Below are 15,527 nucleotides of genomic sequence, written 5' to 3'. Positions count from 1 at the left end.
ATACGCGATCCGATGGTCACCGTCACCAAACAGCGCCCCGTGCGCGAACGTCCCGCCGCTGTCGTGCTGACCGAAGCGGCGCAGCGGCGCATTGCCGCGCTGATGGCCGATGCCCCCGCCGGATCGATCGGCGTACGCCTGTCGACGCCGCGCCGGGGCTGTTCGGGCCTCGCCTATTCGGTCGATTATGTCAGCGAAGCCATCGCGATGGATGAACGCATCGAAACGCCGGGCGGCACGCTGTTCATCGACGGCGCCTCGGTGCTCTATCTGATCGGCAGCACGATGGATTGGGTCGAAGACGATTTTCAGGCAGGCTTCGTCTTCGCCAATCCCAATGCCAAAGGCACCTGCGGCTGCGGCGAAAGCTTTACCGTCTGATCAGAGCAGGCCGACCAGCGGCGAGCGGCTTTCGGACAGGATCGCATCGATGCGGTCGGCGGGCAGGCCACAGGTGAATTCCGCGCCGATGCGCATGTCTTCGGTCCAGCGCACGATCGCGCGGACGGCTTCGCGTTCGCCGGAAAAGCCCAGCCGGATAAACTGACCGGGCCGGTATTCGGTTGTGGCGGCAAAGCGGAGACAGCACCCGTGCGTCGACAGGTCGACCAGCCGCACCGCCTCGGTGCTGTTGGCCGGGGTCATTGCGCGGCGGGCGCGGGTGCGACGCTCGCTGTCGACCGACTCCGCGGCGGCGGCCTCTCTGGCCGTGCGCGCGGCGGCTTCGCGCTGTTGGCGGGCGGGCTGGATATTGCGCTTGCGGTCCATCGCGATCAACCTTTCGCCTCGCGCTCTTCCTGCAAAAAGGCGAGCAGCGCCTGTTCCAGCGGATCGAGTTTGCCATCGGCTTCGATCCGGGAATCAAGCCATTGTTTTTCAACGGGGGTCACCGCGTAATCGGCGCGTTCTTCGGCCACGATGTCGCGCGCGGGTTGGCGACGGCCAAACCCGCCGCCGCGCACTGCCGACAGCAGGCCGTTGGGGCTGGTGCGGACCATGGAGCCCAAAAATCCGCCAATCCCCGGATCGCGCGCCGCCAGAAAGCGTTCGTGCGCCAGTTCCTGCTCGGCGGTCGGCAGGGCCAGGCCCTGCCAGCCTTGCAGATAATTGGCGATGCCCTGCACAAACAGCGTTTTCCACTCGGGCGCATTGTCGCCGTCAAGCGTTGCGTCCTTGATGCGAAACAGCATTTCCGCTTCTTCGGCGCTGACCCGTGCAGGGCCAAAGCCGCCGGGTGCAAAGATCACCCGGCGCAGCAAGGCGCATTCCTCCGCGCTGATCTCGCCGGCTGCGGGCGCCCAATCGCCGCCGCGTGTCGGCCCTGCGCCAAACACCACCGCGCGTTCGATCTGCACGAGAATATAGGCCTTCATGCGGTCGGGGGTGGCGTCCATCTTTTCGAGCAGATGGACCAGCAGTTCGAGCTTGGCGGGCGAATCGAGCCGCCCGTCGCGATCCATGCGCAGAATGAGCCAGTCCGCCTGCGCTTCGGACAAGGTTCCGCGCGGGTGGCTCGTCGCGTGCAGAAATTCGGTCACCGCTTCGACAAAAAAGGCAATCCACGCCGCGCTCGGCCGGCGCACATCCTCGTTGATCGCAAGGATTTCCTCGACTTCGGCCGCATCGACCAGACCGTCGGGCCAGATCTGCCGCCGCAGCGCAAGAATCGCTTCGTCGCTGATGTCTCCGTCGACCAGTCCATCTGTCGGCAGAAAGCGAAATTGCATTGTCATGCGCGAATCCACACGGTTGCCCCTAAGTGGAAACGCTTATGACCCCGGTCGGTTTAAGACTGCGTTACGCGGCTTTTTTCAAAATTCGCGAAAGGGCGAATTTTGAAGGCGGGACCGGCCCGCTCCCCCACCCGACCGCCCAGAGTGTGCTTCCACAGGGCGGTCGGGTGGGGGAGCGGGCCGGTCCCGCCTGTCAGGGGCGCAGATCCGGTGCCGTCGCTTCGGCCTTGAGCAAGGCGATCGCTTCGGCCAGCGGCACGACTTTCTGTTGCTGGTCGCCAAGGCGGCGAATGGCAACGGTGCCTTCCTCGGCCTCGCGCTTGCCCACCACCAGCAGGAAGGGCACCTTTTGCAGCGAGTGTTCGCGCACTTTGTAGTTGATCTTTTCGTTGCGCGTATCGGTCTCGACGCGGATTCCGGCGGCGGTCAGCGCGGCGACCGCTTCATGGGCATAGGCGTCGGCGTCGGAGACGATCGTGGCCACCACCGCCTGCACCGGGGCGAGCCAGGTCGGCAGACGACCGGCGAAATGTTCGATCAGGATGCCGATGAAGCGTTCGTAGCTGCCGAAGATCGCGCGGTGCAGCATGACCGGGCGATGGCGTTCGCCGTCTTCGCCGATATAGCTCGCATCGAGCCGTTCGGGCAGGACGCGGTCGGATTGAATCGTGCCGACCTGCCAGGTGCGGCCGATCGCGTCGGTCAGGTGCCATTCGAGCTTTGGCGCATAGAACGCGCCTTCGCCGGGCAGTTCTTCCCAGCCGTATTCGGGCGTGGCGAGGCCTGCCGCAGCGACCGCATTGCGCAATTCGTCTTCGGCCTGATCCCACATTGCTTCGCTGCCGAAACGCTTTTCGGGGCGCAGCGCCAGCTTGATCGAATACGTAAAGCCAAAGTCCTTGTAGATCCGGTCGGCCAGCGCGCAGAAATTGCGCACTTCGTCGACGATCTGGTCTTCGCGGCAAAAGATATGCGCATCGTCCTGGGTAAACTGGCGCACGCGCATCAGCCCGTGCAGCGCGCCATGCGGCTCGTTGCGGTGGCAGCAGCCGTTTTCGTAAAGGCGCAGCGGCAGTTCGCGGTACGATTTGATCCCCTGGCGGAAAATCAGCAAGTGCGCCGGGCAGTTCATCGGCTTGAGCGCCATCCACTGCGCATCGTCGGAGACCAGCGGGCCTTCATCTTCGACATTGGGCACTTCGTCGGGGATGACGAACATGTTTTCGCGATATTTGCCCCAGTGGCCCGAAGCTTCCCACTGGCGCGCGTCCATCACTTGCGGGGTCTTGACCTCGCGATAGCCGGCGGCGTCGATCGCGCGGCGCATATAGGCCTCCAGCTCGCGCCAGATGCGATAGCCCTTGGGGTGCCAGAATACCGAGCCGTGGGCTTCGGCCTGAAGGTGGAACAAGTCCATCTCCGCGCCCAGCTTGCGGTGATCGCGCTTGGCCGCTTCTTCGAGCCGCGTGAGATGCGCGTCGAGCTGCTTCTTGTTGAGCCAGCCGGTGCCGTAGATGCGGCTGAGCATCGCATTGGCCTGATCGCCGCGCCAATAGGCGCCCGACACGCGCGTCAGCTTGAACGCCTGGGGATCGAGCTTGCCGGTCGAGGCGAGGTGCGGGCCCCGGCACATGTCGAACCAGTCGTCACCCGACCAATAGACGGTCAGCTCTTCGCCTTCGGGCAGTTCGCCGGCCCATTGCGCCTTGAAGGTTTCGCCGCTGGCCGTCCAGCGCGCGATCAGGTCGGCGCGGGCCCAGGCTTCGCGGCGCAACGGCTTGTCGGCTGCGATGATCGAGCGCATTTTCGCCTCGATCGCGGGCAGGTCGTCCTCTGTGAAGGGGCGGTCTTTTGGCGCGAAGTCGTAATAGAAGCCATCGTCGGTCGACGGGCCAAAGGTGATCTGCGTGCCGGGAAACAGCGCCTGCACCGCTTCGGCCAGAACGTGGGCATAGTCATGCCGCACGAGTTCGAGCGCATCGGCTTCATCGCGGGCGGTCACCAGCGAGAGCTGCGCATCGCGGGTCAGCGGGCGGGTGATGTCATACAGTTCGCCATCGACGCGCGCGCCGATCGCCGCCTTGGCCAGGCCCGGCCCGATTGCCGCTGCAATCTCCGCCGGGGTGGTGCCGCACGCGACTTCGCGCGTCGAACCATCGGGCAGGGTGATCGTAAGCATTTCGGACATGGGACTGAAACTCGCCTTTTCGCGGTAAGGCGGTCGCTTTGGCAGAAAGCGCGCGGTTTCGGAAGGGGGCAGAAGGCGTTTCAGGCGCGGACGCGGCGCGACAGCCAATCGGCGACGAGCCAGCCCGCGATCAGGCAGACAAACGGCATCGCCGGATAATGAAACCGCGACTGCCCCGAAAAGACCACCGCGATCGCGGTCGGAAACAGCGCGACGACATAAGCGACCATCCACCAGTCGATTACGCGGCGGCCCTCGCCATGCCGCAAGGCCACAATGCGCCAGGGCGCTGCGGCAAAGGCGATCAGCAAAAGCCAGTACCACACCTGATTGGCCGCGCGAACGGCAAGAAAGGCATGCGGCGCGGCGCGGAACGCCCACGATCCGGTTTCATAGGCCCATTGCCCTTCGCCATCCGGGCCCCACAAGTGCCAGACTTTCAGCGGTGCCAGCGCGGCAAACCGCGCCGGATTCGCCTTGATCCAGTCGGTGCCGAGCCGCCGCGCCTGTGCGTCATAGGCCACTTCGTCGGTGTCTTTCAGCGGATCGAGCCGATGCACCAGCGGATCGTCGGGGGTATAGCCGCCGCGCGCGCTGTCGTTGTTTCCGGTCAAGAGGGTGATCCCGCCGTTGGTCGAAACCGTCACCCACGCGCCCAGCTCGCGATGATTGCGCAAGGTCCACGGGCCAATGACCAGCGCGGCGGCAAGCAGGACGACCATCCCCCGCGCGGCGACCAGCGGCATGCGGCGCCACACCTGCCCCTCGCGCAAGAGCATGATGAGCAGGATCGCCGGCACGATCACCAGCGTCTGCGCCTTGACCAGCGTGGCAATCCCGAAAATCAGCCCCGCCGCGCCCGTCGCCGCCCAGTCGCGCCGCGCGACCATCAGCCAGATCCCGGCCATCAACAGCGCGGTATAGGTCGTTTCGGTCAGTGCGAGCGGGACATAGAGGATGGAATTGGGATAGACCGCCAGCGCCAGCAGGCCGATCCGCCCAGCCAGTTCTGACCCGCCCAGTTCCGACCCCGTCAGTCGTCGCCCGAGATCGAGCGTCAGCCATGCCGTCAGCGCCGAGGCAAGCCAGTTGATCGCGCCGACCGTCCAGATCGATACGCCCAGCACGCGAAAGCCGAGCGAAAGCAGCCAGGGCCAGCCCACCGGCCAGAACGCCGTCGGCATCCCGCGCCCGTTGAGATAGCCCAGCCCATGCGCCAGCATCGCGCCATGGCCATAGTACCAGTCGGCATCCGACGAAGGCGTCACCGCGCAGGCGATCATCACTGCGCGCGGGACGAGGAACAGCGCAAACAGCACGGGCAGCGCGCGCGGCGCCATCAGCAGGGCGACAAACCGGTTGGCAAGACGGTCAAGCATGGCGGGGCTATACACCGACGGGGGTTAATTGCGGGATAAGTCCCTTTTCGCCGCCGCCCGGCACGACTACCACGGCGCCATGGTCACGGATCCTTGCGCGCCCCATTCGTTCTATACGCTGCCCGATGGACGGCGGCTGGCCTATCGTCATCTCGCCGGAACCGGGCCGACAGTGGTGTTTCTGCCCGGGTACATGTCGGACATGGGCGGAACCAAGGCGGGCGCGGTGTTCGATTGGGCGGTGCGGCGGGGGCATGGGTGTCTGTTGCTCGACTATTCGGGCTGCGGGCAGAGCGATGGCGATTTTGCCGATGGCACATTGTCGCGCTGGTGCGGCGAAGTCGCGGCGCTGATCGATCATTGCGGGCTCGATCGCGTCGTGCTGATCGGATCGAGCATGGGCGGCTGGCTGATGCTGCTGCTTGCCGAGGCGCTGGGCGCGCGCATTGCCGGGCTGGTGGGGATCGCCGCCGCGCCCGATTTTACCGACTGGGGGCGCGATCCGGCGGCCAAAGCGGCGCTGGCGGCGGGCCAAGTGGTCCATGACGAAAGCCCCTATGGCCCCGAACCGACGCCGATGTATCCCGCGTTCTGGGCCGATGGTCAGGCGCGTTGCCTGCTTGGGCGACCGATTGCCTTCGACGGGCCGGTGCGCCTGCTTCAGGGGCAAGCGGATGCCGATGTGCCGTGGGCAATTGCCTTGCGCCTTGCCGCCGCGCTTCGTTCAGCCGATGTGCAGATCCACCTGATCAAGGACGGCGATCATCGCCTGTCGCGCAATGCCGACATGGCCTTGTTGCTGGCCACGCTGGCGGGGCTGGTCGAATCGGATGCCAAAGGAAGTGCCGCATGATCGTCTTGCTGCCGATTGCCCTGTTGATGCAGATCGGGCCGGATATTCATTCGTACAATCAGGCGCCGCTCCCGGTGATCACGCAACAGCGGCGCGATGCGGCGAAAACCGCTGCGCCGCCGCTCCCTGTCGACCCGCTGGGCGAATGTATGGCGCGTGCGCGCGCCGATTCGACGATCGGCCTCGCTTATGCGCGCGACTGGCTGTCGCGCGCGACGACGCCCGAGGCGCGCGCGCGGGCCGATCAGTGCCTTGGCCTGATCCTGTCGGACACGGGTGATTTCGCCGGGGCACAAAGCGCCTTTGCCGATGCCGTCGCGGCGATCCCGGCCGGGCAGATCGCCTCGGCCGTGCCGCTGATGGCAATGGCGGGCAATGCCGCGCTGGCCAATGGCGATCCGGTCCATGCGCTGGACTGGTTCGACCGCGCGCTGGCCGTGAAGGATTATGACGAGGCCCCGGCGCGCGGGGCGATCGAGGCAGACCGCGCCCGCGCGCTTGTCACGCAAGGTCAGACGGCACAGGCCGCGACCGCGCTGGCCGAAGCGCGGCGGCTGGCTCCGGGCGATGCCGGGGTGTTCCTGTTGTCGGCCACTCTGGCGCGGCGGGGGCATGATCTTGCCGGCGCGCAGGGCTATATCGAAACCGCGGCCACGATCGATCCGCGCGATCCCGCGATCGGGCTGGAAGCAGGGGTGATCGCCGAACTGGCCGGGCACGAGGCGGCGGCGCGCAAATCGTGGAATTCGGTGATCGCCACCGCGCCCGACAGCGTCGAGGCGGGAACCGCGCGCGGCTATCTGTCGCAACTGGGCCCAGACACGTCGGCGCCCCTTGATCCGGCCCTTGATCCTGGGGCCTCCCGCCCCACATCGAGCCCTACACCCTAGAAATATAGGCGATAACGCGATGAAACTCTCGGTGCTCGACCTCGTCCCCGTGGTAGAAGGCGGCACTTTGGCCCGCGCCTTTGCCGATGCCGCGCTGTTGGCGCGCGCTGCCGAAGAGGCGGGCTATCATCGCTATTGGATCGCCGAACATCACGGCATGGAAGGGATCGCGGGCGGGGCGACAGCGGTCGTGCTGGCGCATGTCGGCCATGCCACGCAGACCATCCGCATCGGCGCGGGCGGGATCATGCTGCCCAATCACAATCCGCTGGTGATCGCCGAACAGTTCGGCACGCTCGACGCCTTGTTCCCCGGTCGTGTCGATCTTGGCCTTGGCCGCGCGCCGGGGGCGGATCAGCGCGTTGCGCGTGCCTTGCACAAGGACGTGAACCGCTCGGCCGAGGATTTTCCGGGCGATGTCGTCGAATTGCAGGCGCAATTTGCCGGTGATCCGCGCCTGCCGCTTCAGGCGAATCCCGGCCTCGGCGCGCATCCCGAGCTGTGGATCCTGGGATCGAGCCTGTTCGGCGCGCAGCTCGCGGCGATGCTCGGGCTGCCTTATGCCTTTGCCTCGCATTTTGCCCCCGATCATCTCGACGCGGCGCTGACGCTCTATCGCGAACGGTTTCAGCCTTCGGCGACGCTTGATGCGCCGCATGTCATGGCCGCGATCAACGTGCTCGCCGCCGACAGCGATGAAGAAGCCGTCTTGCTGGCCAGTTCGATGGATCAGTCGTTTGTCCGCTTGCGCAGCGGCACCCCCGGGCGTCTGCCGCCGCCGGTGCCGGGCTATCGCGACAGCCTGCCCGCCCCGTCACGCGCCATGCTCGATCACATGCGACAGGTTTCGGCGATCGGTTCCCCGCGCACGGTTGCCGACCGGCTGGCCGCGTTTCAGGAACGCACCCGCGCCGACGAACTGATCGTGGCCGGCGCGACATTCGACCCGGCCTTGCGCCGCCGCAGCCTGGCCTTGACGATGGCGGCGGTGCGCGATCTGGTCGGCTGACCATGCCTGTACGGATATGTTGGCCGGATAGGCAAAGCCACGAGTGGGGGGCTGCAATCACAGGTTAATGCGCGGACGTTAGGGATTGCAGGCCTGAAGAGGCTTGCACGTCTTGGCGGGTGCGGATAGCTCTATTCGAATAATGCGTAGCTATGTAATATAATAATAAGCATCTCCAGTGAGGGCAGGCTGCGCGGGGAAGGAACATTATGGCCACGCTGACCGATACCGCATATCCCGATCAAGTGTCCGGGCTCTCGCTCGAAGCCACGCTGGCGCAACGGTTCGCCGATTCGCTGCTTCCGTCCGAAGCGGCCGACTTCGATGCCGCCCGACTTGCCGAGGCGGCGCGCTTTACGCTGCGTGCGGCGGCGCGGCGCAAGGGCGCGGAGCCTTCGCTGGCGATCGAAAGTGTGGCCGGGACCGATGCCAGCCCACGTTGCCTGCGCATCGCGGTGATCAATGATGACATGCCGTTTCTGGTCGATTCGGTCTGCGCCACAGTGACTCAGCATGGTCTGGCGATCGATCGGCTGGTCCATCCGGTGCTGGCGGTGCGCCGCGACCCGGAAGGGCGGCTTTGCGCGCTGCCCGATGGCGAAGCGATCGGCGAACTGCGCGAATCGATGATCTATCTCGAAACCGAGCGAGTCGATGCCCGCGCCCGGCGCGCATTGGTCGAGGACATTCACCGCACGCTGGCCGACGTTCATGCCGCCGTGGCCGACTGGTCGCAACTGCAGGCGGCGATGCTCGACGATGCGCGGACATTGCCCGATGCCGAGGCGGCGGCGCTGATGCGCTGGTTGGCCGATGGCATGCTGACCCAGCTGGGCCGGGTGGTGTGCCGCCGCGACGGGAGCCCCGAAGGCCGGCTGGGGATCTGTCGCGCGAGCCATGCCCCGTTGCTGAGCGAGGAATCCTACGCGCGCGCCTTTGCCTGGTTCGACGGCGATGGTCAGGGCGCTCCGGCCCGTGTGCCTCTGGTGGTCAAGGCCAACCGGCTGGCGCGGGTGCATCGCTTTGTCCCGCTCGACTTGTTCATCGTGCCGATAATGGAAAAAGGGCAAGTCGTCGCGCTGTCGGTCCATGCCGGGGTGTGGACCAGCGGGGCGCTGTCTGCCTCGCCCGATCGCGTTCCGCTGATGCGCAGTCAGCTTGAAAGCCTGACTACCCGGCTCGGTATTGCGCCGCAGGGCCATGCGGGCAAGGCGCTGGTCCATGCGCTGACCGCTTTGCCGCACGACTTGTTGATCAGCTTTGCCGATGACGATCTCGAACGCATCGCGACCACGATGATGAGCCTGCTCGATCGGCCTCGCCCGCGTCTGGAGCTGGTCCAGGCGCCGCTCGCGCGGCATCTGTTCGCCTTTGTCTGGCTGCCGCGCGATGTGCAATCGACCGAAGTGCGCCAGCGGGTGCAGGCAATGCTCGAAGATGCCGCCGGGGCGCCGGTGATCGACTGGAGCCTGCAAGTCGATGGCAATGCGCTCGCCATCATCCGCTTTGTGCTCGATATTCGCGACGGCAGCAGCGAACTCGACGCCACCGCGCTCGATCACGCGCTTCAGGCGATGGTGCGCGGCTGGGAAGTCGGGGTCGAGGCCGAATTGGCCAAGTCCGAAGATCCTTCGCGCGCGGCGGCGATCGCGGCGCGCTATGCCGACAGCTTTCCCATCGGCTATCGCCATGCCTATGGCCCGGCGGAGGCGGCGGACGACATTCGCGTGCTGCGCGTGCTTCATGGCGGCGGCGCGCCGCATCGTGCGGCGCGGCTGCACCGGATGGGCGCCGAAGAAGGCTTGCGGCTGAAACTCTATCAGCGCGACGGCGCGATCGTGTTGTCCGACGCGGTGCCGGTGCTGGAAAACTTCGGTTTCAAGGTCATGCAGGAAGTGGCGACTGCGCTGGCCAAGGGCAAGCTCGGCCATATCCACGATTTCCTTGTCGCCGCGCCCGCCGATACCGATGGCGATGCGCTGCTGGCGCGCAAGGGTGAAATCGAGGACGCGTTGGCCGCCGTGCTCAATGGCGGGGCGGAAGATGATAGCTTCAACCGCCTGATCACGAGTGTTGGCCTGTCCCCGCGCGAGGCAAACTGGCTGCGCGCGTGGTTCCGCTATCTGCGTCAGACCGGACTGTCGGCCAGCCTGGCGACAGCGGTTGCCGCCTTGCACCACGCCGCGCCGGTGACGCGCGGCTTGATCGATCTGTTTGTCGCGCGCCACGATCCGGCCTTTGTCGGCCATCGCGACGAGGCGGCTGCGGCAGCCGAAAGCGCGATCCGCGCCGGGCTCGCGCAAGTCGCGGCGATCAGCGACGATCGCCTGTTGCGCGCATTTCATGCGGCCATTGCGGCGATCTTGCGCACCAACGCCTTTGCCCCCGCCGGGCAGGAAGCGCTCGCGTTCAAGATCGATTCCGCAGATGTCCCCGGCCTGCCGCGCCCGGTGCCGTGGCGCGAGATCTTTGTCTATTCGCCCCGTGTCGAGGGGATTCACTTGCGCGCCGGGCCGATTGCGCGCGGCGGCTTGCGTTGGTCCGACCGGCGCGACGATTTCCGCACCGAAGTGCTCGGCCTGATGAAGGCGCAGCGGGTGAAGAACGCGGTAATCGTGCCGACCGGGGCCAAGGGTGGGTTCTATCCCAAGCAATTGCCCAATCCGTCGCGCGATCGCGATGGCTGGCTGGCCGAAGGGCGCGGCAGCTATCAGGTGTTTATCCGCGCGCTGCTGTCGGTGACCGACAATCTGGTCGCAGGCGCGGTGGCTCATCCCGAGGGCGTTGTCCGGCGCGATGGCGATGATCCCTATTTCGTCGTCGCGGCCGACAAGGGCACGGCGACCTTTTCCGATGTCGCCAATGCGATTGCCGAAGCGCACGGCTTCTGGCTCGACGATGCCTTCGCCAGCGGCGGCTCGAAAGGCTATGATCACAAGGCGATGGGCATTACCGCGCGCGGGGCGTGGATTTCGGTGCAGCGCCACTTCCGCGAACTGGGCGTCGATGTGCAGACCGACCCGGTGCGCGTCATCGGTGTGGGCGACATGTCGGGCGACGTGTTCGGCAACGGCATGCTGTTGAGCCAGGCGATCCGGCTGGTCGCCGCGTTTGACCATCGCCACGTGTTTCTCGATCCCGCTCCCGATCCGGCGGCGGCCTGGGGCGAGCGCGCGCGGCTGTTCGCCTTGCCCCGGTCGAGCTGGGACGATTATGACCGCGACCTGCTTTCGCGCGGCGGCGGCATTTTTCCGCGCAGTCTGAAAGCGATTCCGCTCAGCGACGAAGTGCGCGCGATGCTGGGGCTCGCACAAGCCGAGATTGACCCCGAATCGCTGATTTCCGCGATCTTGCGCGCCAAGGCCGATCTCTTGTGGTTTGGCGGTATCGGCACCTATGTCCGCGCTTCGAGCGAAAACAACGTCACCGTGGGCGATCCGGCCAATGACCCGATCCGCATCGCGGCAAACGAAGTGGGCGCGCGCGCGGTCGGCGAAGGCGCCAATCTGGGCATGACCCAGGCCGCGCGGATCGAGTTTGCGCTTGTCGGCGCCGGTGGTGCCGGCGGGCGGATCAACACCGATTTCATCGACAATTCCGCCGGGGTCGATTGCTCGGACAACGAGGTCAATATCAAGATCGCGCTCGCCGCTGCCAAGCGCGCGGGCAAGCTGGACGAGGACGGGCGCGTCGCGCTGTTGTCCGACATGACCGACGCGGTGTCGGACCTGGTGCTGGCGGACAATCGCCTGCAGACTTTGGCGCTGTCGGTTGCCGAGCGCGGCGGCGCGGCGGCGGTGCCCGCGCTGTTGCGGTTGATCGACGTGCTCGAAGATGCCGGTGAGCTCGATCGCGCGACCGAAGGGCTGGCCGAGGCGGAGGAGTATGCCCGGCGCGCGGCCTCGGGCCATGGCTTTACGCGGCCGGAACTCGCCGTGGTGCTCTCGACGGCCAAGCTCGCCTTGCAGCGCGCGCTCGAAGAGAGCGATGTGGTCGATGATCCGGTGCTCGAAAGCGAGCTGATCGCCGCCTTCCCCCCGGCGATGCACGAGGATTTCGAGACGGAGATCGTCCACCATCGGCTGCGGCGCGAAATCATCGCGACAAAGCTGGCCAATCGTATCGTCAACCGGCTCGGCCCGGTGCATCCCTTTGAACTGGTCGAAGAAGAAGGCTGCAGCCTTGCACAAGTCGCGGCGGCTTTCGTTGCTGCCGAGCGACTGCTTGATTGCGACACGACCTGGGCTCTGCTCGATCGGGCGGACATGCCCGAAGAAGCGCGTCTGGCGATGTTCGACCGTATGGCGCGGGCCGTGCGCGGCCATATCGCCGATGTCCTGCGCGCCGGGCACGGGACCGAAGCGATCGATGATCTGATCGAGGATCTGGCGGGCGGGGTCGGCCTGTTGTCGCATACCGCCGCCGAACTCTTGCGCGGCGAGGCGCAGGCCGAAGGGCGGCGGCTGGCGGCGGAACTGGCCGGGGCAGGCGTGCCCGCCGAGATCGCCGCGCGCGTGGTGCATCTCTATGACCTCGATGGCGCGATCGGTCTGGCGCACCTTGCCGCCGAGCGGAAAGTCGATGCGACCGCGCTGACCGGGGCCTTTGCCGACCTTGGCGCCGCGCTCGGGCTCGACTGGGCGCAACAGGCGGCCAGCAAATCGAGCCCGTCGGACCCGTGGGAGCGCCTGCTGGTCGCGGGTCTCGCGCGCGATTTTCAGCAGATGCGGCTGGAATTTCTGGCTCGCGCGGGCAGCGCCGATCCGGCGGTCCATACGGCGGCCTGGCTCAAGACCCATGCCGGGGCGATTGCGCAATTTCGCGCGCTGATCGCCCGCGCGCAGGCAAGCGGCGGCGTCGCTCCGGCAATGCTGGCGCAATTGGCAAGCCAGGCGCGCACGTTTTTGATGCGTTAGGTCTGTTGCGTCAGGCGGCACCGGCCCGCTCTCCCAACCCAACCACCCACAAGGTACGATCGTCGGGTGGTCGGGTGGGGGAGCGGGCCGGTGCCGCCTGCTTCGTGCGAGAACGCAATAAAATTTGCCGATCGCGGCCATTTTTGAAAGCGATCGGTTGACGCGCGGCCCATTTTCCCCAAATCCGGCGCTTCGAACGAGTTTGGGTCGAACGAGTTTGGGGCAAGAGGCACGCAATGGCAGATGTGGTGATCGTGGGGGCAGGACATGGCGGGGCGCAAACCGCCATCGCGCTGCGCCAGAATGGCTTTGCAGGGTCGATCGAAGTGATCGGGCGCGAGCCGGAATTGCCTTATGAACGCCCGCCGCTGTCCAAGGAATATCTCGCCCGCGACAAGACCTTTGACCGGATCATGATCCGCCCGGCGGCGTTCTGGGCGGACAAGCAGGTGACTTTCACGCTCGGGCGCGAAGTCGTCAGCGTCGATCCCGTGGCCAAGAGCGTGACCACCGACGATGGCGAAACCCGCGCCTATGGCTCGCTGGTCTGGGCGACAGGCGGCGATCCGCGCCGGTTGACGCTCGACGGGCATGACCTCGGCGGGGTTCACGCGGTGCGCACGCGCGCCGATGCCGACCGGTTGATGGCCGAACTCGATGCCGGGGCCAAGCGCGCGGTGGTCATCGGCGGCGGCTATATCGGGCTCGAAGCGGCCGCCGTGCTGACCAAGTTCGGCGTGCATGTCACGCTGCTCGAAGCCTTGCCGCGCGTGTTGGCGCGCGTTGCGGGCGAAGCGCTGTCGGCGTTTTACGAGGCGGAACATCGCGCCCATGGCGTCGATCTGCGCACCAATGTCGCGGTCGCCGCGCTTGAAGGCGCCGACGGCAAAGTGACCGGCGTGCGGCTGGTCGATGGCGAAGTGCTGCCCGCCGAGATCGTCATTGTCGGGATCGGCATCATCCCGGCGACCGCGCCGCTGATCGCCGCCGGGGCCAAGGGCGGCAACGGGGTCGATGTCGACGAATATTGCCGCACCAGCCTGCCCGACATCTATGCCATCGGCGATTGCGCCGCGCATGCCAATGACTATGCCGACGGCGCGGTGATCCGGCTCGAATCGGTGCAGAATGCCAATGATCAGGCAACTGCCGTGGCCAAGGGGATCACCGGCAATCCGGTCGTCTACAAGGCGGTGCCGTGGTTCTGGTCGAACCAGTATGACTTGCGGCTGCAGACGGTCGGCCTGTCGATCGGCCATGATGCCACCGTCACGCGCGGCGATCCGGCGACGCGCAGCTTTTCGGTGATCTATCTGAAGCAGGGCCGCGTCATCGCGCTCGATTGCGTCAACGCGGTCAAGGACTATGTCCAGGGCAAGAAACTGGTCGAAACCGGCGCCGTGATCGCGCCCGAACGGCTGGCCGATGCCAGTGTCCCGCTTAAAGAAATGATCTGAGCGCGATCACGGCACCGGCAGCACGGGGACCAGGCGGTCAAGCGCCCAGTCGGCGGCATCGGCGACCGCCGGATCGGGGTCGCCGAGCAGCCGCGTGACCGGCCCGAACAGCGCGGGATCGCCGCTGTTTCCGGCGGCATAGAGGCAATTGCGGACAAACCGGTCGCGGCCGATGCGCTTGATCGGCGATCCGGAAAACAGCGCGCGAAACCTCGCGTCGTCGAGCATGAGCAAGTCGGCAAGGCGCGGCGCGGTCAATTCCGCGCGCGGCAGAAAGGCGCGGTTGGCCGCCGCCGCGCTGGCGAACCTGTTCCACGGACACACCGCCAGACAATCGTCGCAGCCATAGATGCGGTTGCCGAGGCTCGCGCGGAACTCATGCGGCACCGGCCCTTTGTGCTCGATCGTCAGGTACGACACGCAGCGCCGCGCATCGAGCCGATAGGGCGCAGGGAAAGCCCCGGTCGGGCAGGCGTCCTGACAGGCCCTGCACGATCCGCAGCGGTCGGCGTGCGGCGCATCGGGCTCCAGCGACAGCGTGGTAAAGATCGCGCCGAGGAACAGCCACGATCCGTGTGACCGGCTGACGAGATTGGTATGCTTGCCTTGCCAGCCGATCCCGGCGGCAGCGCCCAGCGGTTTTTCCATGACCGGCGCGGTATCGACGAAGACTTTGACCCCGGCGCCGGGCGCTTCGGCAACGATCCACCGGGCCAGCGCCTTGAGCGCGCGCTTGACCACATCGTGATAGTCGGCGCCCTGGGCATAGACAGAAATGCGCGCGTGATCGGGTGTCTGGGCCAGCGCGAGCGGATCGGCGGCGGGGGCATAGCTCATCCCCAGCGCGATCACGCTTTGCGCCTCTGGCCACAGGCCTTGCGGCGACCGGCGGTGCTCCAGCCGCGTCGCCATCCATTCCATCGATCCATGCGCGCCTTCGCCCAGCCACTGTTCCAACCGGCGCGCGCGCAGCGGATCTTCGTGCGCCGGGGCAAAGCCGCAGGCGACGAAGCCCAGAGCCAGGGCCTCGTCCCTGATTCGTTGGGCCAATCTCCCTCGGGCAAATCCTGATGCTCCGTTAACCAAACTTGCTGTCCCGTCC

At 66.4% G+C, this 15,527-nt stretch carries 11 protein-coding genes; 6 read left to right on the top strand and 5 right to left on the bottom strand.

Features of this window, described 5'->3' with window-relative positions; all coding sequences use genetic code 11:
* Nucleotides 1-12: 12 nt before the first annotated feature.
* Nucleotides 13-381: a HesB/IscA family protein gene (locus AQZ50_RS11660; protein WP_067746641.1), complete on the top strand. Its 369-nt coding sequence runs from the start codon at nucleotides 13-15 to the stop codon at nucleotides 379-381.
* Here AQZ50_RS11660 and AQZ50_RS11655 read toward each other — a convergent pair whose 3' ends face one another.
* From AQZ50_RS11655 to AQZ50_RS11640, 4 genes are all read right to left on the bottom strand, one after another.
* Entirely contained in the window at nucleotides 382-768 is a 387-nt protein-coding gene (locus tag AQZ50_RS11655) for a PilZ domain-containing protein (RefSeq protein WP_067746640.1), read from the bottom strand.
* 5 nt (nucleotides 769-773) lie between these two features.
* Nucleotides 774-1,733, bottom strand: a complete 960-nt coding sequence (locus AQZ50_RS11650) for a hypothetical protein (protein WP_156427340.1) — start codon at nucleotides 1,731-1,733, stop codon at nucleotides 774-776.
* Nucleotides 1,734-1,926: 193 nt separating this feature from the next.
* Nucleotides 1,927-3,921, bottom strand: a complete 1,995-nt coding sequence (thrS, locus tag AQZ50_RS11645; RefSeq protein WP_067746743.1) for a threonine--tRNA ligase — start codon at nucleotides 3,919-3,921, stop codon at nucleotides 1,927-1,929.
* A gap of 80 nt (nucleotides 3,922-4,001) precedes the next feature.
* Nucleotides 4,002-5,300, bottom strand: coding sequence for an ArnT family glycosyltransferase (locus tag AQZ50_RS11640; protein ID WP_067746638.1), 1,299 nt, complete (start codon nucleotides 5,298-5,300; stop codon nucleotides 4,002-4,004).
* 79 nt (nucleotides 5,301-5,379) lie between these two features.
* Between AQZ50_RS11640 and AQZ50_RS11635 the strand changes: the two genes are divergently transcribed.
* From AQZ50_RS11635 to AQZ50_RS11615, 5 genes are all read left to right on the top strand, one after another.
* On the top strand, nucleotides 5,380-6,153 hold the full coding sequence (locus AQZ50_RS11635) for an alpha/beta fold hydrolase (protein ID WP_067746637.1): 774 nt from the start codon (nucleotides 5,380-5,382) through the stop codon (nucleotides 6,151-6,153).
* Nucleotides 6,150-7,043: a tetratricopeptide repeat protein gene (locus AQZ50_RS11630; protein WP_067746636.1), complete on the top strand. Its 894-nt coding sequence runs from the start codon at nucleotides 6,150-6,152 to the stop codon at nucleotides 7,041-7,043. The genes AQZ50_RS11635 and AQZ50_RS11630 overlap by 4 nt, the downstream gene beginning before the upstream one ends.
* A 19-nt stretch (nucleotides 7,044-7,062) precedes the next feature.
* Nucleotides 7,063-8,052, top strand: a complete 990-nt coding sequence (locus AQZ50_RS11625; RefSeq protein ID WP_067746635.1) for an LLM class flavin-dependent oxidoreductase — start codon at nucleotides 7,063-7,065, stop codon at nucleotides 8,050-8,052.
* Between the two features lie 209 nt (nucleotides 8,053-8,261).
* The gene (locus AQZ50_RS11620) at nucleotides 8,262-12,968 is read left to right on the top strand and encodes an NAD-glutamate dehydrogenase domain-containing protein (protein WP_067746634.1); all 4,707 of its coding nucleotides are present in this window, start codon (nucleotides 8,262-8,264) and stop codon (nucleotides 12,966-12,968) included.
* Nucleotides 12,969-13,204: 236 nt separating this feature from the next.
* Nucleotides 13,205-14,425 (top strand): NAD(P)/FAD-dependent oxidoreductase, encoded by a 1,221-nt coding sequence (locus AQZ50_RS11615; RefSeq protein ID WP_067746633.1) that lies wholly within the window; start codon nucleotides 13,205-13,207, stop codon nucleotides 14,423-14,425.
* Nucleotides 14,426-14,431: 6 nt separating this feature from the next.
* Here the strand turns inward: AQZ50_RS11615 and queG are convergent, their stop codons facing one another.
* On the bottom strand, nucleotides 14,432-15,475 hold the full coding sequence (queG, locus tag AQZ50_RS11610) for a tRNA epoxyqueuosine(34) reductase QueG (protein WP_369801414.1): 1,044 nt from the start codon (nucleotides 15,473-15,475) through the stop codon (nucleotides 14,432-14,434).
* Nucleotides 15,476-15,527 lie beyond the last annotated feature (52 nt).

It is taken from the genome of Novosphingobium sp. Fuku2-ISO-50, from assembly GCF_001519055.1.
GTDB lineage: Bacteria > Pseudomonadota > Alphaproteobacteria > Sphingomonadales > Sphingomonadaceae > Novosphingobium.
Note: the sequence above shows the minus strand (reverse complement) of the source record. Positions and strands in the feature narration are given on the sequence as shown.

Excerpts from the sequence above, each read along its gene's own strand:
- AQZ50_RS11660 (WP_067746641.1), top strand. The coding sequence starts at position 13 with ATGGTCACCGTCACCAAACAGCGCCCCGTGCGCGAACGTCCCGCCGCT.
- AQZ50_RS11655 (WP_067746640.1), bottom strand. The coding sequence starts at position 768 with ATGGACCGCAAGCGCAATATCCAGCCCGCCCGCCAACAGCGCGAAGCC.
- AQZ50_RS11650 (WP_156427340.1), bottom strand. The coding sequence starts at position 1,733 with ATGACAATGCAATTTCGCTTTCTGCCGACAGATGGACTGGTCGACGGA.
- thrS (WP_067746743.1), bottom strand. The coding sequence starts at position 3,921 with ATGTCCGAAATGCTTACGATCACCCTGCCCGATGGTTCGACGCGCGAA.
- AQZ50_RS11640 (WP_067746638.1), bottom strand. The coding sequence starts at position 5,300 with ATGCTTGACCGTCTTGCCAACCGGTTTGTCGCCCTGCTGATGGCGCCG.
- AQZ50_RS11635 (WP_067746637.1), top strand. The coding sequence starts at position 5,380 with ATGGTCACGGATCCTTGCGCGCCCCATTCGTTCTATACGCTGCCCGAT.
- AQZ50_RS11630 (WP_067746636.1), top strand. The coding sequence starts at position 6,150 with ATGATCGTCTTGCTGCCGATTGCCCTGTTGATGCAGATCGGGCCGGAT.
- AQZ50_RS11625 (WP_067746635.1), top strand. The coding sequence starts at position 7,063 with ATGAAACTCTCGGTGCTCGACCTCGTCCCCGTGGTAGAAGGCGGCACT.
- AQZ50_RS11620 (WP_067746634.1), top strand. The coding sequence starts at position 8,262 with ATGGCCACGCTGACCGATACCGCATATCCCGATCAAGTGTCCGGGCTC.
- AQZ50_RS11615 (WP_067746633.1), top strand. The coding sequence starts at position 13,205 with ATGGCAGATGTGGTGATCGTGGGGGCAGGACATGGCGGGGCGCAAACC.